Origin of the sequence: Mycobacterium kyogaense (assembly GCF_036946525.1) — a bacterium.
Classification (GTDB): Bacteria; Actinomycetota; Actinomycetes; order Mycobacteriales; family Mycobacteriaceae; genus Mycobacterium; species Mycobacterium kyogaense_A.
Genome location: NZ_JAQIIY010000007.1, coordinates 291262 through 312376, shown reverse-complemented (window position 1 = coordinate 312376; position 21115 = coordinate 291262). Strand labels below are relative to the sequence as shown.

Sequence of the window (21115 nt, the reverse complement as noted above, 5' to 3'; positions counted from 1 at the left end):
CCATCGAAACCCCGGAGGTTTTCTCATGCAGAGGCTCTCGAGTCTGGACGCGCAGTTCCTCGCGGCCGAGGTCGGCAACTTCGGCGCGCAGTACTGCGGCGTCGCGATCTACGAGACAGACGACCCCGAGACCATCAGCGCTGTCTCGATGACGAAGCGGGTGGCCGAGCGCATCCACGCGTGTCCACCGCTGCGGTGGCAGTTGGTCACCGTGCCACTCGATCTCGAGCATCCCGTATTCGCCGAGGTCGCAATCGATCTCGACGATCACATCTCCGAGGTGACACTGGCCGAGCCCGCGGACGAGGCGGCGCTGGCCGACGAGGTCGCCGCGATCATGGCGACTCGGCTGAGCCGCGACACACCGTTGTGGCGGCTGCGCGTCGTGCACGGGTTGCCGGGACGCACCGCAGTGGTGTTCACCCTGCACCACTCCGTGGTCGACGGGATCGCCGCCGGTGAGATCTTCTCGATCTTCCTCGACCAGGCCGATCCCGACCTGTTCACCGGAGCGGTCGAGATGACGACGGACGACCCCAATCGTGCGGTCCTGGCGCTGTCCGGGCTGGCGTCGATGCCCATTCGGAGCGTGCGGGCGGCGCTGGCAGCGCCGAAGACGCTGGGACACCTCGATCAGGTGCCACCCCTACGGTCGCTTCCGGGCGTGCAGGCGCTCAGCAGAGCCGTCAATCCCGCCGCTCCCCGACAAGCATTGGTCGCACCGCGGACCCGCTTCAACACCAAGCTCGGACCGACGCGCTCGGTGGCCTTCGGATCCGTGAGCCTCTCCGACGTCAAGGCCGTCAAGAACGCGTTCGGGATCACCGTCAACGACGTCGTCGTCGCCATGTGCGGGGGTGCGCTGCGGCGGCGACTGCTCGCCACCGAGGAGCTACCAGACGATCCCCTCGTGGCGTACCTGCCGATGTCGACCCGGGCGCCCGATGCCGCCGAGCGGTTCGGCAACGCCATCTCCTCGATCATCGCGCCGCTGCCCACCCACCATGACGACCCGCGCGAACGCCTGTCATTCGCCCACGAGTGGATGCGTCACGCGAAGGCCCGTATGCGGGAAGCGCCACCGTCTCTGTTGAGCGACGTCAACGACCCCATCCCGAGCCCGGTGTTCGGGGTCGCGGCCAGGGGTCTGCTCGGAGTGGTCGCCTCAGGACTCGTCAAGCCGCCGATCAACCTGATTCTGTCCAACGTCCCCGGGTCGCCGACGACGCAGAGTTGCCACGGGGCACCGCTGCAGGCCCACTACCCGATGAGCGTGGTGTTCGACGGCTTCGCCTTGAACATCACGGTCGTCAGCTACTGCGACCAGATGGACATCGGCATCGTCGGTGACGGTGACGCACTGACCGACGCTTGGGACTTGTTGCGCGACATCGAAACCGAGCTCGACGAGCTGGTGTCTGTGGCGACCGGCGATCACGAAGGCGCAGGATCATGACCGACCAGGAATTCACCACCGACCTCACCGTCGTCGAGCGTTGCGACGCCGCCGACAGCGTCGTCGTCCTGACGCTCTCGGACGCCGACGGCCGGGACCTGCCGACGTGGTCGCCGGGGGCACACATCGATCTCCTCCTCGACGACGGACTCGTCCGTCAGTACTCGCTGTGCGGTGACCCTCGCGACTCGGGCCACTGGCGCATCGGAGTTCTGCTGGACCCGAACAGCCGCGGTGGATCGCAGTTCGTCCATGACCGGTTGGTCACCGGCAGCACAGTGCGGGTGCGTGGCCCGCGCAACAACTTCCCGCTCACCGACGCGGACACCTACCTGTTCATCGCCGGTGGAATCGGGATCACGCCGATCATGGCGATGGCCGAAGAGGCGCACCGATCCGGCAAGGACTGGTCGCTGCTCTACCTCGGACGCAGTGCCTCGACGATGGCCTTCGCCGACAACCTGGTCGAGCGCCACGGCGACCGCGTGCGTCTGTGGCGCGACGACGAGAACGGAATCTTCGACATCGCAGGAGAACTCGCCGACCCCCGGGAGAACACCCTGGTGTACTGCTGCGGCCCCGAACCGCTCCTGGCCGCGGTCGAACAACACTGCGGCGCATGGCCGGCCGGGAGTCTGCACGTGGAGCGGTTCACGGCCAAACAGTTCGACGAGCCCGACGATGGCGGTCTCGAGTCCTTCCAGGTGGTGTGTCGCAAGTCCGCCATCACCGTCGACGTCTCCGCCGACACATCGATTCTGGAAGCCCTCGAAGACGCCGACGTCGAGATCTTCTCGTCCTGCCTCGAGGGCGTGTGCGGGACGTGTGAGGCATCGGTACTGGAAGGCGATCCAGAGCATCGGGATTCGGTCCTCACCAACGACCAGCGAGCCGCCGGCGATGTCATCTTGACCTGCGTCTCGCGGTCGCGCTCACCGAAGTTGGTGCTGGACCTGTGAACTCACTCATCGACCACCGGATGGAAACGGAGAACTGACCCATGACGATCACCGACGACTTCACCGAGGTCGACCTCGACACCGTCGACCTCACCGATCTTCGCTATTTCGAGTCAGGGCCACCGCACGCGTTGTTCGCCCGGATGCGCGAGCAGTCGACGCCGCACTGGAACCCCACGGACGGCGACGAACCGGGGTTCTGGTCGTTCACCAAGGCGGCGGACATCGCCGCGATCAGCCGCGACCCCGCGACGTTCTCGTCGGCGCGCGGCGGGGTCTTCACCACGGCGCAGGGCGCCGTGCCGATCGAGGTGCTGCGCGTGGTGATCCTCGGCATGGATCCGCCGCAACACACCAAGGTGCGCAACATCGTTCAAGCCGTCTTCACGCCGAAGCTGATTCGACAGAAGGCCGACGAGGTCCGCGGCACCGTCACCGAGTTGATCGACGAGGTCATCGAACGCGGTGAATGCGACTTCGTCGACGACATCGCCGTCGAGCTGCCCCTGCGCGTGATCGCCGACATGCTCGGCGTGCCTCAGGACGATCGCAGGCAGCTGTTCGAGTGGACCAACAAGCTGTCGAAGGCGGCCGCGACGGCCGATCCCGCGCTCGGGCTGGGCGCCCTGATGGAGATCGGCGGGTACCTGACCACGATCACGGCCGAGCGCGCGGCCAACCCCGGCGACGACCTGATCTCCCGGATGATCGCCGCCGAGGTCGACGGCGAACGCCTGTCGGAGGCCGAGGTCACCTACTTCTTCGCACTGCTGATGTTCGCGGGCAACGACACCACCCGCAACACCGCATCCGGCGGGATGCGGGCATTGATCGAGCACGGTGCCGAGTACCGCAAGCTGGTGGCGGACCCCTCCGGTGTCGGCAATGCCGTCGAGGAGATGCTGCGGTGGGTGTCACCGATCGTGTACTTCACGCGGGTGGCGCAGAAGGAAACGGTCGTCGACGACCATCCTGTGAAGGAGGGCGACCGGGTGGCGCTCTGGTATCCGGCAGGTTCGCGGGATCCCGAGTTGAACGACGATCCCGAACGCTTCGACGTCTCCCGGAACAAGGCCGCGCACCAGGCATTCGGTGGTGGTGGCGCGCACTTCTGCATCGGAAACCCCTTGGCGCGACTCGAACTCACGACGCTCATCGACGAAGTGGCCCGCCGGATACCCGACATGCGCATCACCGGGGAGGTCACCAGGTTGGTCTCGAACTTCTCCAACGAGCTGACGTCGATGCCGGTCGCCTTCACCCCCGGCCCGCGCAGCACGGCGTGAGGGACCGGCGGCTGCGTTCAGCCAGTGGTGAGTGTCTTCTAGTGGGTGCGCCGCTCCCTCGACACCACCGACACGAACGACACGCAGCCGCCGGGCCGCCCGCCCAGATTGTGGGTCAGCGCAGTGTGCGGGTCGGACAGCTGACGCGCACCTGCCTGCCCGCGGAATTGGAGCCATGCTTCGTAGAGCATGCGCAGCCCGCTCGCTCCGACCGGATGGCCGAACGACTTCAGGCCACCGTCGGGGTTGATCGGCAAGCGCCCGTCGGCGTCGAAGTCACCGCCGAGGACGTCCTTCCACGCGTGCCCGGGCTCGGAGAACCCCAGGTCCTCCATCAGGACGATTTCCGTCGGGGTGAAGCAGTCGTGGACTTCTGCCAGCGACAGTTGATCGGCGGGACGGTCGATACCTGCCTGTGCGTACGCGTCTTTCGCGGCTTTGACCACCTCGGGGAACGTCGTGTAGTCGTACGCCGGATCCATCGAGCCCTTGGTCGATCCGGCTACCAGCGCCAGAGCTTCGACGAACATCGGGGTGTCGGTGTACTCGTGGGCGCGATCGGCAGGCACGATCAGCGCACATGCCGCACCGTCGGACACTCCGGAGCAGTCGAAGACGCCCAGCCGGCCGGCGACCTTGGCGGCACCGTCGATCGTCTCCCGTGACACGGGAGACCGGAACTGCGCCTTGGGATTGCGCGTCCCGTTGTCGTGGTTCTTCCACGCCACGTGGGTCATCGCCGCCCGCATCTCGTCCGGATGCACCCCGTGCCGCGCGCAGTAGGCGGGATCGAGCAGGGAGAACGCCGCCGGGGCGGTCATGGAGATCTCGGGGGCCGTCCCGTCACCGGGTGGGTCCTGCCGGAGCAGGCCGGAATATCCGGAGTCCTTGAGCTTTTCGACGCCGACTGCCATCACGACGTCGTACGCGCCTGCAGCCACCGCATAGCAGGCGTTGCGGAACGCCTCCGATCCGGTCGCGCAGAAGTTCTCGACCCGCGTCACGGGTTTGTCGTCGGTTCCGATGGCCCGGCTCAAGGTCAGGCCGCCCAGCCCGGAACTCAGAGTGCCCAGCCAGTAGGCGTCCACGTCGTCGCGCGCGACACCGGGCAGCGAGGCCAGACACTCCTGGTAGGCCTCGAGGATCAGGTCGTCGGTGGAGGCGTCCCACCGCTCACCGAACGAGCTGCACCCCATCGCGACGACGGCGACCTTCCCGGCGATCCCGTTACTCGGCATCCTGCACCGCCTTCCAGAAGTAATCGTGAACGTCATCAGCGGTGAACAGGCGGCGGAACTCGAAGTGCACGCGAGCGCCAACCGTGAGCTCCTCGGGCCGTGCATCGGCGACCTCGAGCGTGCACCTGCCGCCGCCGTCGACATCGACGACCGCCTGGACCATCGGCGGCGAGGGCGAATACGCCAGTCGATCGACCGTGTACGTGACGATGCGACCCGTGAGCCTGGCTGCGCGTACATCCGTCATGTCGTCGGCCGTGCGGCAGGACCGACACACCCGCACAGGTGGCAGATGGGTGAAACCGCAGACATTGCAGCAGCTTCCGGTGAAGCCGAACTTGTAGCGCTCCGACCGCCCCGCCGGTGGTGCGGCGGCGCGCTCCGGCTCCGGGCGGCGCGGCGGCTCCATCGAGATCAGGCCGCGCCACGACAGGTAGGTCAGGTGGGGTACCTCGATTCCGCCGTCACGCTGTTCGAGCAACGGCGTCGGCTGCCGGTGCGACGACACGTGCTCGGTCGCGCGGAACAGGACCGCGTCACAACCGTCGGTGGCCGAGAGCAACAGAACGGTCTCACCAGGCTCGACGACGTCGAGTACACCGCACAGCGCGATCAGCGGATCGGCAGCACCCGAGTGCCCGATGGGTGACGAGGTGACCGACTTCTGGCCTTTCACCAATGTGGCAGCCCGCTTGATCACCGCGGTGTTCGGACAGGCGATGACCACGTGGTCCGGATCGGGAACGCCTGCGGCGTCGAGGACCTCGCGCGCGGTCTCCCGGATCAGGGCGGCGTATCGGTCCGCACCGAAGCGTTCCTCCCACTGGTGACCGGTCGCCGACGACGGGGTGCGCCAGCGGTCGAGGAACTCGGCGGTGCGTGAACTCGCTGCGACGACGTCGGCAATGCTGTCGCCCGTGCCGAACAGCAGGGCGGCCGCCCCGTCGCCTCCCGCGCGCTCGTCGGAGGACCCGGGCTTGCCGACACGCACATCGGCGGCGACCACGAGTCCCCCACCCGCCGCGGCGGCGCGCACAGCGGCCATCGTGCTGCGCGCCGTTCCCCCGAGGTCGGCGGCGGGCACCGTCTCCGCGAGTGCGAGCGCGGCGTGGATCGCGGTGGCATTCGTCTTGTCCGCGTACGCCGGTGTGCTGGTCGCGAAGTACAGCAGGGTCGGCGCCGAATCGACCGGTGCCACTGTCCCTGCGGCAGCGGCAGCCAGTGTGGTCGAGTCCTCGTCGTAGGAAGCGACGACGCGATCACCGCGCCGCAGACCGATGTCACGACCGGCGAGGCGGTATCTCGGGAGGTGGCTGGCGTACCCGAGCAGCCCGACGGTCACGTCGCGCTCCGGAACGCTGCGGCCAGACCCTGGCCTCCGCCGATGCACATCGTTTCGAGGGCGAGTCCACCTCCGCGGCGCGCCAATTCGTGGAGCATCGTGGTCAGGATGCGCACGCCGGTGGCACCGATGGGGTGACCCAGCGAGATCCCCGAGCCGTTGACGTTCAACCTGTCGTCGACGTCCTCGGCCTTCAGACCCCACCCCGACAGCACCGCGAGCACCTGCACGGCGAATGCCTCGTTGATCTCGATGAGAGCGAGGTCGTCGAACGTCAGACCGGTTCTGGCGAAGAGCTTCTCGACGGCACCGACGGGGCCGATGCCCATCCGCGACGGCTCACACCCGGCGGCGGCCCACCCCTCGAAGTAGCCGATCGGCTCGAGACCGAGTCTGTCGAGTTGGTCCTCGGCGACCACGAGACACGCTGCGGCAGCGTCATTCTGTTGGCTGGAGTTGCCGGCTGTCACCGTGCCATCGGGTTGGATGGTCCGCAGCCGGGCCAGTGACTCCGGGGTGGTGTCGGGCCGGACACCTTCGTCGCGGTCGACGACGATCGGATCGCCTCGCCGCTGGGGAACCTCGACGGGCACGACTTCGTCGGCGAACACTCCGGAATTCCATGCCGCTGCCGCGCGCCGATGGCTGCGCGTGGCGAATTCATCGGCCGCGGACCGGTCGATGCCGTAGTCGGTCGCCAGGTTCTCGGCGGTCTCGATCATTCCGCTGATGGCACCGAACCGCCAGATCGGTTGGGAGAGTTCACGCCCGCGGTCGAGCCGGTCGTAGAGCACCTGATTGCCGGCGCGTGCGCCCCATCGCGCCGTGGTCGTGTAGTGCTCGATGTTGCTCATCGATTCGACACCGCCGGCGAGGACGACGTCGGCGGCACCGGTCTGGACCATCATCGCCGCGGTGATCACCGCCTGGAGTCCCCCGCCGCACCGGCGGTCGATCTGCAGGCCGGGAACGCTGACGGGCAGTCCCGCGTGCAGGGCCGCCCAGCGGCCGATGCACGGGGCTTCCGAGTTCGCGTACGACTGGGCGAACGTGACGTCGTCGATGGCCTCGGGCGCCACTCCGCTGCGGTCGACCACTGCCTTGATGACGTGCGCCGCGAGGTCTTCGGCACGCAGCGGCCGGAGGCTGCCTCCAAAGGTGCCGACCGGTGTGCGCAGCGGAGAGACGATCGCTGCGCGTCTCACTCGTCACCTCGCCAGCGGTCAGCCGACGGATCGAGCAGGCCGTCCAGTTTGTCGTCGCGCAACCACACCAGCGCCTCCAGTTCCAGTGCGTCGAGGAATCGGACCCGTCCGGTCCGCAGATCCTCGACTCGCAGGCGCGGCGAGTTAGCCTCTTCGTCGATGCTCACTGCCACTTCGGCGAATTCGCTGCCGATGATCGCCCCCACTCCCGGCAGCGACACCGTTGCCGAACCGTCGAATCGAATGCCCATGATGTCCCCTAGACGAGGTAGCTCAAGGTGTGGATCGGCTTGTCCGCGTCGACCAACTGCACCTTCTTGAAAGCCATCCGCAGCTCACCGTCGACGCGGCGGAGCCGGTAGGTCGTACGACCACCCCAGATGCGGTTCTCGCGCGGACGCGACTCGATGACGATGAAGTTGGCGCCGACCTCGAGATCGACTTCGCCCCGGGGGTTCTCGCGGCCGCCGAGGAGTTCGATGTTGCTGATGAGGCGGCGCAGGTGTGATGGTGGCGCCTGAGCGTAGCGGCGTCCCGTCCGGACCTGCTTGAGCCGGGTCGAGATGCGGCTGCGGTTGTCGTAGATGATCGACATCGTGCGGGCTGGATCAGAGTTCCCCATGTCGGCGGGCACCCAGTAGAGGGCGTCGTCGGTCCACAGCGCTTCCCAGGCGTCGTAATCGTTCTCGTCGGCATGGCGCGCCTCGCGATAGAGGAACTGCTCGATGTCCGGCCGGTCGAAGCCCGCGGGAACGGGACCGAGTTCGGTGGTGTTCAGCGATGCCGTCATCGAGATCAGTCCTTCTCCATCAACGACCGGTAGTGCGTCCAGAACCCGCGCATGCCCGTCTCGTCGGTGTTGGTGCCGATGGTGAAACCGTTCTCGTCGTGCGTCTCGCGATTGAGGCCGCGCCGTACGTCCAGCCACTCCGGGCTCAGTGCGGCGATGCCCTGCTGGTTGCGTTCGTACATCTCGGTGTCGTCGGCCAGCAGCATGCCGGCCGGCCCCACCGAGCCGATGCACTGGCTGACCATGCGGCGGTTGAGTTCTGGTGCACCGGCCAGCTGCACGGCGGTGGCGTACTGCACGCACTCGTCGACGGCGACAGGTTGGATGTTGAAAACCTGGATCTCGGCGATGAACAGGTTGGGGAAGATCATCACGTGGGGTGCACCCTCGATGAGGATCTGCTCGGCGTCCTCGCCGTACGTCTCGCGCATCGCGGCGACATAATCGGGCACCCGTGACTCGGTGGTACCGAACCATCGCATCGGTTCGGCGTACTTGCGGAACTCGGGCCGTAGGTCGTTCTCACTGTGCCCATTGCCGAGATCCCGGGTGACGGCGATCGACGAATCGCTGTACAGCGGACCGATGGTGCTGCCGGTGACACCGAAGATCGATCCGTGCACGAACTGGGGGTGGTACCCGTCGGTCTCGTTCTCGGCCAACAGTTTCCAGTTCGCCGCCGCGCGGTGTTGCAGCCATCCCGCGGTCAGCTCGACACGGCCCTGGGGCGAGAGCCGGGTGAGCCGGTCGATTTCACCCGCGGCGGCACCGAGGTGCTCGAGAAGCGACGGGCCGTCAGGAGCGAAGCTGCCGAACACGAAGCCGCCGTAGGAGTCGACGCGCGGCACCCGTCCCATGGCGAGATCGAGCTTGCGGCCGCCGTAGCCCTTGAAGAACGGGAAGCCGATCAGATCGCCGTCGTTGCGGAACGTCCAGCCGTGGTAAGGGCAGCGGAAGGTGCTCGAGTTGCCCTTGGCGTCGTCACACACCTGATTGCCGCGGTGCGCGCATCGGTTGAGCAGCAGGTGGATCTCGCCGTCGCGATCGCGCGTCATTATCACGTCCTGCGGCCCGAGCTTCTTGCGCACGTAGTCGTTGGGGTGCGCGACTTCGCTCTCGTGCCCGACGAAAACCCATGTGCGATACCAGATCTTCTCGAGCTCCTCGGCGAAGATCGACGGATCGGTGTACAGGGATCCGTGCACCTTGTCGCGGTGGATGAGGCTGGAGTACCTGCTCCCGGTCCCCGCGGCCGGATCGATGACCGATGTCATGGATGCACTTCCTTCCGTTGCCCGAACACCGGGCGGCGTTTCTGCTGAAATGCCGCAACGCCTTCTGCGAAATCGTCACTGCCGAACAGACGAGCCTGATGGTCGGCTTCCAGGTCGAGAACGTCGACGGGCGGCAACCCCGGTGTCACCGCGAGCAGCGTCTTGATCACCCCGTAGGCCCGCCGGGGTCCGGCCGCCAATCGGCGTGCGTCCGTCAGCGCCGCCGACAGCGCCTCTCCCGGTTCGACGAGAGTGTCGGCGAGCCCGCACTCCACCGCCTGACTCGCACTGATGGGCTCGGGCAGCAACAGCATCTGGCGTGCCCGGGCAACGCCCATGCGCCGTGGCAGTGAGGAGAAGCTGCCCATGTCCCCGGCCAACCCGACGTTGGTGAAAGTCGTCGCGAACCGGGCATCCCGGGCGACCACGACACGATCACACGCTGCGGCCAGCGCCGCGCCCGCACCGAAAGCCGCACCCTCGACAGCGGCGATGACTGGCTTGGGCGTGTCCCAGATGGCGCGGATGACGCGCTGCGCGAGCTCTGCCCGGTCTCGCGCGTCCTGCTCGGACATCACCTTCATCGTGCTGATGTCGCCGCCCGAGCAGAAGGTGGTCCCCGCACCGGTCAGCACGATGGCGCCCACATGGTCATCGGCGTCGGCGCCCACCAGCGCCTCGGCCAGTTCCAACCGCAACGGGATGTCGATCGCGTTGCGCCGCTCGGGGCGGTTCAGCGTGATGACGCGGACCGCGTCCTCGTCGTGGGTCAGGACGTTCATCGGCCCGTGTACCTGGGCGGGCGGCGTTCGATGACCGCGTGCAGGCCTTCGAGCGCGTCCGCCGTGCCCGACAGTTCCGACACGATGCGCGACTCCTCGGGAAGCCGCTCCTCGATGGACGCCCCGACACCCGCCCACACGAGTCGTTTGGTGGCCGAGAGCGCCAGCGTGGGCATCGCCGCCAGATCCGCGGCGATACGCTCGGCACGCTCGGTGAGCTGTTCTGCGGGAACGACTTCGGTGATCAGCCCGATGTCCGCGGCCTCATCTGCGGTCAACGTCGGGTTGGTGAGCAGGATCCGCAGCGCCTGGCGTAGTCCGACCAGCTGGGCCAGCGTCACCGACGACCCACCGTCGGGCGCCATCCCGACCCGTACCGCACCCGAGAAGAACTTGGCCGAGTCCGCCGCGACGACGATGTCGGAGGCGCAGACGAGCCCGAGCCCACCTCCACCGGCCGCGAAGCCCTGGACGGCCGCGACCACCGGCACGCGCAACTGGATCAGCCCCGCCGTGGCGAGTTGCAGCCACGTCGTCGCCTCACGCAGGTAGTCCGGCAGCGCATCTCCCTTGGACGCGAACGTGCGGACGTCACCGCCGGCGCAGAAGTTCTTCCCCGCGCCGGTCAACAGCACGACCTTGACCGCGGGGTCGGCGTGGCAGGCAAGGATCGCCGCGTGCAACGCCTGCAGCGTCTCGACGTTGAGCCCGTTGGACGTCTCGGGCCTGTTCAGCCGGATGGTGGCTACGCCGTCGGGGGCGACGTCATGCACCACCGGCGCGTCGACGGTCGTGGTCATGTGCGGACCTCCCTGCTGTGGAACGCGGCTACTCCGTCGGCACCGGCCTGGCCGCAGATCCGTGCGACGACAGCGTCGGTCTCGTCGGCATTGGCTCGGGCCAGGCTGACGGCCAGTCCGTCGGTGACGAGCCGCTTCACCGCACGAAGTGCCGCACGATCGCGCCCGGCCATGGCTGTGACGAATTCCTCGACGGCGGAATCGAAGTCGTCGACGGGATACGAGCGGTAGGCCAGTCCCATCGCGACGGCATCGGATCCGCGGAGCTTGTCTCCGGACAGGATGATGCCGAGCGCCTGTTGGCGGCCGACGAGGCGGGGTAGCCGTGCGGTACTCCCCCCGCCGGGGATCATCCCGAAGTTGATGTGATTGTCCGAGATGCGGGCCTTGTCGGACACCAGCACGATGTCGGCCGCTTGCATCAACTCGAAGCCGCCGGCCATCGCGACGCCCTCGACAGCGGCCACGACCGGGACCTTCGCGTGTTCGATCCCGTCGCATGCGGATTTGAACGTGGTGAACAATGCCCGCAGTGCCGCGGGCCCTTCGCCGCGCAATCGCTGCACCTCGTCGAAATCACCTCCGGCGCAGAAGTTCCCGCCCGCGCCACGAATGACGATCACGCTGACGTCGCGGTGGTCACCGAGGTGGCTGACGGCGCGCTCGAGCGATGTGGCCAGATCGAGACTGATCGCGTTCATGCGGTCCGGCCGGTTCAGGGTGATCCGGCCTATTCCGTCGGCGATGTCGACGACGACCTGATCTTGGGACATGCTCACATGTACCTCCCGCCGCCGACCTCGATGACGGTGCCGGTGATGTAGCTCGACAGCGGGGATCCGAGGAACACCACTGCGCCCGCGACCTCGGCGGGCTCGCCGGCGCGCTTCATCGGCACATCCGCCTCGCGCTGGGCGAAGACGTCGGGCGGCATGGCCGCGGTCATCGGCGTACGGATCAGTCCGGGTTGGACCGCGTTGACCCGGACGTTGTGGTGGGCCACTTCCTTGGCAGCCGCCTTCGTGAGTCCGACGATGCCGGCCTTGGCCGCGCTGTAGTTGGTCTGGCCGGGGTTGCCGGACTTCCCCGACAGCGACGAGATGTTGACGATGCTGCCCGATTTCTGTTCCCGCATGACCGCCGACGCTTCACGGACGCCCAGCCATGTGCCGCGCAGGTGCACCGAGATCACCGCGTCGAAGTCCTCGACCGTCATCTTCTTCATCGAGGCGTCGCGGGTGATGCCGGCGTTGTTGACGAAGACGTCGATGCGGCCGTGCTGATCCACTGTCTGCCGAATCAGCGAGCGGACCTGGTCCTCGGAGGTGACGTTGCAGGCCACACCCGTGGTCTCGGTGCCCTCTCCCGCAATGCCCTCTCCCGCGATGTCCCTCGCTGCCCGCTCCGCCGCGTCCCCGTCGAGATCGGCGAGCACCACGCGAGCACCGTGCTGGTTCAGCGTGCGGGCGATCTCGAACCCGATCCCCTGTGCGGCACCGGTCACCACGGCGACCTGGTTCTCCAGCAGGCGCTCCATCCGCACTCCCTTTCGGCACAGGACCTGATCTCGATGCCGGATCGACGTAGACAAATGTATCCGGAATTTCTAATCTAGGTTAAATCACTAGGTCGGTGTCGATCAACTACGCATCCGGCCGGGAAGGATCATCGTGGATCTCGGATTCGCCGACGCACGGGTGGTCGTCACAGGTGGGGCGTCGAACATCGGACGCGGCATCGTCCACGAGTTCGCCGCCGAGGGTGCGCGGATCGTCCTCAACGACATCGACGAGGCGCAAGCCAAGCAGGTGCACGACGAGGCCATGGACCTCGGTGCGTCAGCCGTCGAGGTCGCCATCGCCGACCTCACTGCGCCCGGCGCGGCGGATTCGGTGGTCGGGTCGGCAGTCACCCGATGGGGCGGCGTCGATGTCCTCGTCAACAACGCCGGCTGGAGCGTGCCCGGTTTCGTGGCCACCGACACCGACCGTGCCAAGTGGCAGCGCACCATCGAGGTCAACTTCTTCAGTGCGGTCGCCGCGACGCAGGCCGCCATCGGACCGATGAGGGACGCCGGTGGGGGGTCCCTGGTGTTCATCGCCAGCGACGCGGCGTTCGGCCAGATCCGGCAGGGCGTCTACGGGGCGTCGAAGGCCGCGATGGTGGCGTTCGCCCGCACCACGGCGAAGGAGCACGGTCGGCACGGGATCCGATCGAACATCGTCTGCCCCGGTCTGGTGATGCCGGAGGGGCCGGAGGCGGTCGGGGCGACCAGCCTGTGGGCCGCCGGCGAGGACGAAGTGTTCAATCCCAAGCAGATCGACTTCATGCTCAAGGACACGCCGACACGACGCCTGACCACGGCCCAGGACGTGGCGCGGGCCGTGTTGTGGTTCGCCTCGCCCGTAGCCGCGCGGCAAGTGACCGGTCAGATGATCTCCGTCAGCGGTGGCTACACGATGCCCTGAGTCACACCGGGTCGAATTCCGACACCAGCCACTGCCCGTCGACCTTCTCCAGGTCGACGCGGACCACGGACGAGGTATTCACCGGTGCGTCGTTGCCGACGGTCGACATCTGGTTCACGAAGACCATGACGGTGGCGTGCGAACCCGTCGCCGACACCGACGCCGCCGCCGGCACACTCGCCACCGCGGAGATCTTCTGCTCCTTCGCGCCGGGGATGACGACGTCGTGGATCAACTGGCCGTAGGAATCGCGGAACGATCCGGTGAGGCGGGACTGCGCGCCCTCGAGCGTCTGTTGGACGTTGTCGGGCTGATAGGACAGCATCGCAATCGTCGAGTCCTTCGCGGCAGCAACCGATTCCACGGCGGCAACCTGAGCCTCGTGATTTCGGCCGTCCATCCACTTCAACCATCCCGCACCTGCGGCGGCGACCAGGGCCAGGCCCGGCACCACTCCGTACACGAGCACCTTCTGCCAGCGCGACGGTCCGGTGACTTCAGCGTCGGTGGCTTCGGTGTCGGTGGCTTCGGTGTCGGTGTCTTCAGTGTCTTCAGTACCTTCGGCCGAGACCTCGATCTCGGCCTCGTTCTCGACGGTCGTGGTGTCGTCTGTCTGCAGTGACATGCTGGCAATCCTCACTGGGTGTGGGTCATGGCACGAACGTCACGTTCGACACCTTGTACTCGTCGGCACCGGTCTTCTGAACCGAAATCCTCATCCGCCACGAGCGCGGGTCCTGGGGTGTGCCGTCTGCCACGGTGGTCTTCACCTTCACCGCGACGAGAACCTGCGCATCAGAGGCAGATTCGGATTCCATGCCCGCGTCGATCACGGTGCCCTCCGACGTCGATCGGGCCTGCTTCACGACGTCGACGAACGGCTTCGCGCGACTCTGGAAGTCGTCGTAGAAGGTTCCGCTCGCCGAGTCGAGAATCCGCGCCACGTCCTCGTCGACCTTGCGGTAGTCGATGGTGGTGAGGTTCACCGCACCTTGTCGAGCGACTTCCAGGAACGCCTGGCTCCGCTGCTCGTTCTTGTGCTCGTCGTAGACGCGGTAGCCGGTCCACCCGGCCAACCCGGCGAGCGCCACGAGCGCCGCGAGTCCGACCCCGAGGGCCGATGTGATCGGTGATCGTCGCCGTGGCCGCGACGTGTCATCCGATTCCTCCTGCGTCACTTCGTCGTCGGTGGCATCAGCATCGTCTGCCATGTCTTCTCCTGTGCGTTCTGGGCGAGATCGGACTGTGTGTAGACGTGACCGTCGGGGCCCACGTAGCGGCCGGTCGCCGGGTCGTATTCGGCGACGGCGAGAGGTGCCGCAGGCGGGGCGGCCTCCGGCGCAGGGGCGGTGCCGGTTCGCGGCTGCGGAACCGGCTGCCCGGTCGTCGTCGCGTTGGGATCGCCCTTCCAGTAGGTGCCCTCGTTGAGCGGCACGTAGTTCTCGTCGCTCTCACACATCTGCGCTGTGGGCGCGCGCTTGCCCGGCCGATCGAGGCAGGGGTAGTTACGCGCTCCGCGCACGTTGAACATCGAGTCCTGCGGAACCCGGCAGTAGAGATCTCCGGCGGGACGATCGGGGTAGTCGGTCAGGCTGGTCGCGCGAGCCTGGTTCGGTGGTAGGTAGCCGGTGGTGCATGGCGGCGGGAGGTTGAGGTTGAGGTTGAAGCTCAGGAAGGCACCCTTGTAGTCCTGCTTGGTGTTTCGGTTCGTCAGACCCGCGGCCTGGACGATCTCGACCGCGGACGGTATGAGCACGAGCAACTGCTCGAGCGCCGGCTGGTAGGTGACCGCGACGCCACCGAGGGTGACGAGGTTGGCCATGATGACCGGCAGGGTGGGTTGGAGCCGGTCGAACAGCTGCCGCACCTCGTCGGCGGCAGCCGGTCCGCGCTCCAGAATCCCTTGCAACGAGGAGTTCTGGTCACGAAGCTGGCCGGTGATCGACGCCAGGTTGGCCGCCCACGCATCGATCGAGCCAGCCGTGTCGGACTGCGAATCGAGGATCGGTCGCGAGTTGTCCACGAGGTTGGTCAGCGCGTCGAGGTTCTTGCGCGCGTCGATCGCCAACTGCGTGGAACCCCGCACGAGACGAGACAGATCTGGGCCGAGCCCACCGACCGCGACCGACGCCTCACTGACCGCGGTCTGGAGATTGTCGTCGGGGATGGCTTCGAGCCCCCTGTTGGTGGAGTCGAGCAGCGTCCCGATGTCCGGCGGGACCGACGTGCGACTCTCGGGGATCACGTCGCCGTTCTTCAGCGCGGGGGCACCGTCGCTGCGCGGGAGGAGGGCGACGTACTGTTCTCCGACCGAGGACTGACTGTGCACCTCTGCCGACAGATCGCTGGGGATGTCGATACCGGACTTCAGGGACAGAACGGCTTTCACGCCGGTGCTGTCCAGATCCACCGACTGCACCCGGCCCACCTCGGTCCCGCGGTAGGTCACGTTGGCGTTCTTGTAGAGGCCTGCCGCCTGCGGAAGATCGACGGTCACGGTGTAGTGGCCGACGCCGAACAACAGGTTGGGCAACCCCATGTAGTTGAAGATCATGATGGAGCCACCGACCAGCGTGATGATCGCGAAGAACACGAGCTGGATGGTGATTCGCCTGCTCAGTACCATCTACGGCCCCTGATTGAGGTGGTAGGGAACAACGAGGGGGTTGGCCGCGGTGTACGGGCTCGGGAGTTGACCGATGGTGCGGCCCCACTGCATCTCGAGCTCGGTGAGGTCACCCTCGAACCGCGTTCCGGTGAAGAACGACGAGTCGATGCGACTCAGCGTCAGGTCGATGATCGCGGTCAGGTTCGCGTAGTCACCGCGGAACCACTTGTCCAGCGTCTCCTTTGCGAACGGGTAGACGGCGAAGAAGCTCAAGGAGCGGGTCAGCGCCGGGCCCGCATCGGCCAGCGACTGCAGAACCGGGCCGATGTTCTTGAGCTCCGCGACGAGCGCCTCTTTGGTCTGGATGCTGGTGTCGGCGACCAGCGCGCTGAACTTCCCGAGCTGGTCGAGGGCATCGACGAGGGTCTCGCGTTCCTTCTTCAGCACATCGAGCGCCTGCGGGACCGTCTTGAGCGCACGGTCGACGACCGGCCTCTGCTCGGCGAAACCCGACACCAGGTTGTTGAGGCTCTCGGTCGCGGCGATGATGTCGTTCTTCTGGTCGTTGGCGTAGCCGATGAATTGGTCGATCTGGGTGATCAGACTCCGCAGATCGCCCTCACGTCCGGCGAACGCGGTGCTCAACGACGTTGTGATGTCTTGGATCTGGCCGATTCCACCACCGTTGAGCAGCAACGAGACCGCGGCGAGCGTCTGTTCGGTGGACGGGTACGCGCCGCCTGAGGTCAGCGGTATCACGGATCCCTCGTGCAGACGTCCGCGCGGGGCGGTGCCCGTGGGCGGCGCGAGCTCGATGTGCAGCGAGCCCAGCAGGCTCGTCTGACCCACGGTCACCGTCGAGTTCTCGGGCAGATCGACATTCCCGTTGAGCCGCATGGTCAGCAGCGCGTGCCAGTCCTGCCGCTCGATCTTCGTGACGGTCCCGACGTTGACATCGCCGACGCGCACGCGGGAGTTCTGCTGGATGTTGTTCACGTCGGGCAGTTGTGCCGCAATCGTGAACGCGCCCGGCCCATCTCCTTCCGTGCCAGGCATGGGGAGCGAGTTCAGGCCTCGCCATCCGCAGCCGGCCGAGACAAGCGCGGCGAGGACGGCGATCCCCACGGTCCGCGCGACCCGCGTGCCCAGAGCACTCATGATCCACCTCCCGGCGGTGTCATCATTCCCGCGATGCCCGCCGACGGGTTCGTCGGTTGAGCCTCGGCAGGCAGCAACGGACCCTGCCCCGGCGGCAGAGGTGTTCCCGGCGGCACACCCGGCGCCGCGGCAGGCACCGCGGCAGGACCGGCGGGAGCCGGATTGGGCTGCGGCGGAACGTAGTCCGGTCGCATACGTGGATCGGCGTAGGTGACCTCGTTCGGCCGCGCCACGGTGCCCACGAACGGGTTGAGGCCGACGGGGAAGAAGTTGTACTGCCGGTTCTTGATGATCGGTGCGAGGTACTGCACGCACAGCTTGGACGACTGTTCGGCGCCCAGGCGCGAGGCGGCCTGCACGGCGCCGCAGATGAAGCTGATGGGATCGCTGAAGTTGTTGGTCGACAACGCCCCGCTCAGCGTGCCCTGCGCCGGTTGGTAGATGTTGAGGAAGTTCTGCAACACATTCGGCGAGGTGTGCAGCAGTTGCTTGATGTCCTCGACGCTGCCGACGAGTGCCTGTGAGACCGACGCCAGCTTGTCCGACGTGACACCGAGCGCCTCGCGATTGTCCGCCACGAAACTCTGCACGTCGCCGGACACGTCGGATACGGATTTCAGCGCGTTGCTGATCTCGTCGGGGTCGTCGGCGAGAGCGTTGGTGATACTGGCGAGATTGACGTTCAGTTGCCGCATCACATCGGAGCTGTCCTTCAGTGCGGAGACGAGCACGGACAGATTCCGCAGTGTGCTGAAGAGGTCGCCGCTGTGGTCGCCCAGCGCCGACATCGCCTGCGACAGCTTGATCAACGCGTCCCGGATGTTGCCGCCCTGGCCGCGCAGGTTGTCGGCGGCGGTGTTGATGAGCGATCCGAGCGTGCTGACCCCCCCGGGCTGCGTCGGTTGCAACTCGTCGGCGAGGCGCTGCAGCTGGGTGCGTACGTCGTCCCACTCCACGGGTACCGCGGTGCGTTCCCGGGGGATGACGGTGCCGTCGGTCATCTCCGGCCCACCCTGGTAGGCCGGAGTGAGCTGAATGGAGCGCGCTGTCACCAGCATCGGCGCCAGGATCACGGCTTTCGCGTCCGCCGGCACCTTCTGCCCCTCGACGGAGAAGCTGACCTTCACTCGCTGCGGTTCGACGTCGATGCGGTCGACCTCTCCGACGCGAACGCCGAGAATGCGCACCTCGTCGCCGACGAAGAGACCGTTGGTGTTGTCGAAGTACGCCGCGAGCTTCAACGTGTTGGCCGCGGATGTCGCCGTGATCGCGACGAAGAGCCCCGCGATCAGGATGACGATCGAGACCACGGCGACAGCGACGCGTGTGCGCACCGGCCGACTCACTGGCCACCTCCCGCTGCTGCGATCGGCCGGCCGTCGGGACCGACTTCTCCGGGTGCGGGGACGAAGACCGGCGCAGGCGTCGGCTCCGGTGTGGACTGCTGGCCTGGCAACGCAGGTGCGGGCGGTCCAGGCGGCGGCCCGCCAGGCGGTCCCGGCAGCGTGGGTTCGCGGTACGGATAGCATCCGGTCGGGCCGGGTAATGGCACACCGGGTGGCCCACAACCGGGATCGCCCGGATTCCCGGTGATCGCGTCCGGGATCGTCAGTCGCGGCTCACCGCCCTGACCGGTGCGTGGATACTCCACCGGCAACGACGGGGTACCTGGCTGTCCCACTTGAGGATTGGTGCGCTCCGACGGAGCCAGTACATGCGGGTCGAGGCCCAGGTCGGAGAACGCGGCGTCGATGAACGGCTGGATGAACTGGCCGGGCAGCAGGTTCGACAGATACGCCTTGAAGAAGGGGCCCGAAGCCACCGACTCACCGAGTGCGAACACGTAGGTACCCAGACCCTTGATCGACTGCTGGACTTCGGCTTTGCGGTTGTCGACGATGGTCAACGCGCCGTTGAGCTTGTCCAGCGCCGGCTTGAGGGTGGTCCGGTTGTCCGCGATGAGTCCAGAGACCTGCTTCGCCAGGGCCGAGATGTTGTTCGAGATCTGGTCCAGTGCAGTGCGTTGCGCCTCGAGCACCACGAGCAGTCCGTTCGTCTCCCGCACGAGTTGGACGATCTTGTCGCTGCGTTCGGCGAGCACGGTCGTCGCCTTGTTCGCATTCGCGAGAAGGTTGCGCAGCTCAGCGTCGCGCTCGCTGAGCGTGTCCGAGAATCTCGCGACGCCCTCGACGGCGACCTTCAGATCAGCCGGGGTGTCGCGGAACGTGTCGGACAGGGTGGTCAGGGAGTTCGACAACTGGTCGGTGTCGAGTCCACTGATCTGAGCGGTGATGTCGCCGATGGCGTCGGGCAGTTGATACGCCGATGTCGTTCTCTCCAAGGGAATGACGCCGTCCTGTTCGCCGTCTCCGCGCGGGGTGACGTCGAGGATCTTGGCGCCCAGCAGGCTCTTGGTCTTGACGGCGGCTTCGGTCCGGTCGCCGAGGTGGATGTCGTCGGACACGCGGAAGCGCACCAACACCCGCGGTCCGTCGAGGCTCACGCTGTCGACCTTTCCGACCTCGAGACCGGAGACCAGAACGGCGGCACCGGAGGTCAATCCGCCGGCTTCGGCGAAGTACGCCTCGTAGGAGTGGCTCGGCGAGACGAAGGGGATCTTGTCGTAGTTGAGCGCTGCGGTTCCGATGCCGACGACGCCAATCACGCCGATGGCACCGATGATCAGGGGGTTGCGTTCCTGGAAGGACTTCACTTGGGTGTGCACCGTCCCGAGCTCTGACCGGCGAGCTTCACGTAGACCGGCTGCCCACCCTTGCCGTTGAGCTTGAGCACCAGATCGCAGATGTAGAAGGAGAAGTAGTCGCCGTTGAGTCCCTGACGTCCGAGGATGCGGTAGGACTGCGGCAGCGTTGCGAGCAGGTTGTCCATGTAGTCGTGGTCGGCGACGACGATGCCGGCGGCGCGGTCGGTCTCGCCCACCACCTTCTTGAGCGGCGGTCGTGCCTGTGCGAGCAGATCGGCGATGCTGGATGCCGAGGCGTTCGTGTACGCGACCGCATTGGCGAGATCCTGGCTGCGACCCTCCAGGGTGTGCACGATGTCGGTGAGTGCGTCCACCGCTGACCCGAACTGGTCCTTCTGATCGCCGAGCGACCCGAGAACGGTGTTGAGGTTCGTGATGACCTCACCGATCAACGTGTCACGGTCAGCCAGGGTGTTGGTCAGCGCGGCCGTCTGAGCCAGGAACGAGCCGACCGTTGCGCCCTGCCCCTGCAGCGCGGAGATCAGCTGGCCACTCAGGGCGTTCACCTGTGTGGGGTCCAGCGCCCGGAACAGGGGCCGGAAGCCTCCGATGAGGGCATCGAGATCGAGTGCCGGCGCTGTTCGATCGAGCGGAATCGTCGCACCCGAAGCCAGGATTCGCGGCGATCCCGCGCCTTGTTCCAACGACAGGAACCGCCCGCCGATCACGTTGTCGTACCGGATCGCTGCTCGGCTTCCCTCGGTGAGCACCACGGAATCGTCGGTGGTGAAGTCGACGGTGACCGTGCTGTCCGGGTTGATCGCGATGCCCTTGACCTTGCCGACCTCGACGCCGGCGATCCGGACGAAGTTGCCCGTCTCCAGCCCGGTGACGTTGGTGAAGACAGCGCGGTAATCCTTGGACTCACCGAACCGGAACTGGGCGAAGATGGTCAGCAGCGAGAACGCACCGAACAGGGTGACGACGACGAACACGGCAAGCCGCCAGGCGGCGCCTGACAGATTGTCTTTCATCTAGGAGACCT

The 21115-nt window shown here is 66.7% G+C and carries 21 protein-coding genes; 4 read left to right on the top strand and 17 right to left on the bottom strand.

Annotated elements, in window-relative coordinates:
• Positions 1–25: 25 nt before the first annotated feature.
• From PGN37_RS05795 to PGN37_RS05785, 3 genes are read left to right on the top strand one after another with little or no spacing between them, the layout of a single operon-like run.
• Positions 26–1456 (top strand): wax ester/triacylglycerol synthase family O-acyltransferase, encoded by a 1431-nt coding sequence (locus tag PGN37_RS05795; RefSeq protein WP_335330064.1) that lies wholly within the window; start codon positions 26–28, stop codon positions 1454–1456.
• On the top strand, positions 1453–2415 hold the full coding sequence (locus PGN37_RS05790; RefSeq protein WP_335330063.1) for a PDR/VanB family oxidoreductase: 963 nt from the start codon (positions 1453–1455) through the stop codon (positions 2413–2415). The genes PGN37_RS05795 and PGN37_RS05790 overlap by 4 nt, the downstream gene beginning before the upstream one ends.
• Before the next feature lie 41 nt (positions 2416–2456).
• On the top strand, positions 2457–3701 hold the full coding sequence (locus PGN37_RS05785) for a cytochrome P450 (RefSeq protein ID WP_335330062.1): 1245 nt from the start codon (positions 2457–2459) through the stop codon (positions 3699–3701).
• Positions 3702–3739: 38 nt separating this feature from the next.
• Here the strand turns inward: PGN37_RS05785 and PGN37_RS05780 are convergent, their stop codons facing one another.
• From PGN37_RS05780 to fabG, 10 genes are read right to left on the bottom strand one after another with little or no spacing between them, the layout of a single operon-like run.
• Complete coding sequence (locus tag PGN37_RS05780) at positions 3740–4939, bottom strand: acetyl-CoA acetyltransferase (RefSeq protein ID WP_335330061.1); 1200 nt, start codon at positions 4937–4939, stop codon at positions 3740–3742.
• Positions 4929–6281, bottom strand: a complete 1353-nt coding sequence (locus PGN37_RS05775; RefSeq protein WP_335330060.1) for an OB-fold domain-containing protein — start codon at positions 6279–6281, stop codon at positions 4929–4931. Before PGN37_RS05775 ends, PGN37_RS05780 begins: the two co-directional genes overlap by 11 nt.
• Positions 6278–7486 carry an acetyl-CoA C-acetyltransferase gene (locus PGN37_RS05770; protein WP_335330059.1) on the bottom strand — a complete coding sequence of 403 codons (1209 nt, stop codon included), beginning with the start codon at positions 7484–7486 and terminating at the stop codon, positions 6278–6280. The genes PGN37_RS05775 and PGN37_RS05770 overlap by 4 nt, the downstream gene beginning before the upstream one ends.
• The gene (locus PGN37_RS05765; RefSeq protein WP_335330058.1) at positions 7483–7737 is read right to left on the bottom strand and encodes a hypothetical protein; all 255 of its coding nucleotides are present in this window, start codon (positions 7735–7737) and stop codon (positions 7483–7485) included. The genes PGN37_RS05770 and PGN37_RS05765 overlap by 4 nt, the downstream gene beginning before the upstream one ends.
• Before the next feature lie 8 nt (positions 7738–7745).
• Positions 7746–8276 carry an aromatic-ring-hydroxylating dioxygenase subunit beta gene (locus PGN37_RS05760; protein WP_335330057.1) on the bottom strand — a complete coding sequence of 177 codons (531 nt, stop codon included), beginning with the start codon at positions 8274–8276 and terminating at the stop codon, positions 7746–7748.
• 5 nt (positions 8277–8281) lie between these two features.
• A complete protein-coding gene (locus tag PGN37_RS05755) occupies positions 8282–9550 on the bottom strand; it encodes an aromatic ring-hydroxylating oxygenase subunit alpha (protein ID WP_335330056.1) in 1269 nt (422 codons plus the stop codon).
• A complete protein-coding gene (locus tag PGN37_RS05750) occupies positions 9547–10332 on the bottom strand; it encodes an enoyl-CoA hydratase/isomerase family protein (protein ID WP_335330055.1) in 786 nt (261 codons plus the stop codon). Before PGN37_RS05750 ends, PGN37_RS05755 begins: the two co-directional genes overlap by 4 nt.
• Positions 10329–11132 (bottom strand): enoyl-CoA hydratase/isomerase family protein, encoded by an 804-nt coding sequence (locus tag PGN37_RS05745; RefSeq protein WP_335330054.1) that lies wholly within the window; start codon positions 11130–11132, stop codon positions 10329–10331. The genes PGN37_RS05750 and PGN37_RS05745 overlap by 4 nt, the downstream gene beginning before the upstream one ends.
• Positions 11129–11905, bottom strand: a complete 777-nt coding sequence (locus PGN37_RS05740) for an enoyl-CoA hydratase/isomerase family protein (protein WP_335330097.1) — start codon at positions 11903–11905, stop codon at positions 11129–11131. The genes PGN37_RS05745 and PGN37_RS05740 overlap by 4 nt, the downstream gene beginning before the upstream one ends.
• Before the next feature lie 2 nt (positions 11906–11907).
• Positions 11908–12669: a 3-oxoacyl-ACP reductase FabG gene (gene fabG / locus PGN37_RS05735; RefSeq protein ID WP_335330053.1), complete on the bottom strand. Its 762-nt coding sequence runs from the start codon at positions 12667–12669 to the stop codon at positions 11908–11910.
• A 133-nt stretch (positions 12670–12802) separates the two neighbouring features.
• On the opposite strand from fabG, the gene PGN37_RS05730 reads away from it, so the two are divergent.
• Positions 12803–13600 (top strand): SDR family NAD(P)-dependent oxidoreductase, encoded by a 798-nt coding sequence (locus PGN37_RS05730; protein ID WP_335330052.1) that lies wholly within the window; start codon positions 12803–12805, stop codon positions 13598–13600.
• A gap of 1 nt (position 13601) precedes the next feature.
• Here PGN37_RS05730 and PGN37_RS05725 read toward each other — a convergent pair whose 3' ends face one another.
• Genes PGN37_RS05725 through PGN37_RS05695 form a run of 7 tightly spaced genes read right to left on the bottom strand, consistent with a single transcriptional unit; the run spans position 13602 to position 21104 of the window.
• Complete coding sequence (locus PGN37_RS05725) at positions 13602–14225, bottom strand: hypothetical protein (protein WP_335330051.1); 624 nt, start codon at positions 14223–14225, stop codon at positions 13602–13604.
• Positions 14226–14250: 25 nt separating this feature from the next.
• Entirely contained in the window at positions 14251–14811 is a 561-nt protein-coding gene (locus tag PGN37_RS05720) for a tetratricopeptide repeat protein (protein ID WP_335330050.1), read from the bottom strand.
• Entirely contained in the window at positions 14775–16226 is a 1452-nt protein-coding gene (locus tag PGN37_RS05715) for an MlaD family protein (protein WP_335330049.1), read from the bottom strand. Before PGN37_RS05715 ends, PGN37_RS05720 begins: the two co-directional genes overlap by 37 nt.
• Positions 16227–17366, bottom strand: coding sequence for an MCE family protein (locus tag PGN37_RS05710; RefSeq protein ID WP_335330048.1), 1140 nt, complete (start codon positions 17364–17366; stop codon positions 16227–16229).
• Complete coding sequence (locus PGN37_RS05705; RefSeq protein ID WP_335330047.1) at positions 17363–18700, bottom strand: MCE family protein; 1338 nt, start codon at positions 18698–18700, stop codon at positions 17363–17365. Before PGN37_RS05705 ends, PGN37_RS05710 begins: the two co-directional genes overlap by 4 nt.
• 8 nt (positions 18701–18708) lie before the next feature.
• On the bottom strand, positions 18709–20091 hold the full coding sequence (locus PGN37_RS05700; RefSeq protein WP_335330046.1) for an MCE family protein: 1383 nt from the start codon (positions 20089–20091) through the stop codon (positions 18709–18711).
• Positions 20076–21104 (bottom strand): MCE family protein, encoded by a 1029-nt coding sequence (locus PGN37_RS05695; RefSeq protein ID WP_335330045.1) that lies wholly within the window; start codon positions 21102–21104, stop codon positions 20076–20078. The genes PGN37_RS05700 and PGN37_RS05695 overlap by 16 nt, the downstream gene beginning before the upstream one ends.
• Positions 21105–21115 lie beyond the last annotated feature (11 nt).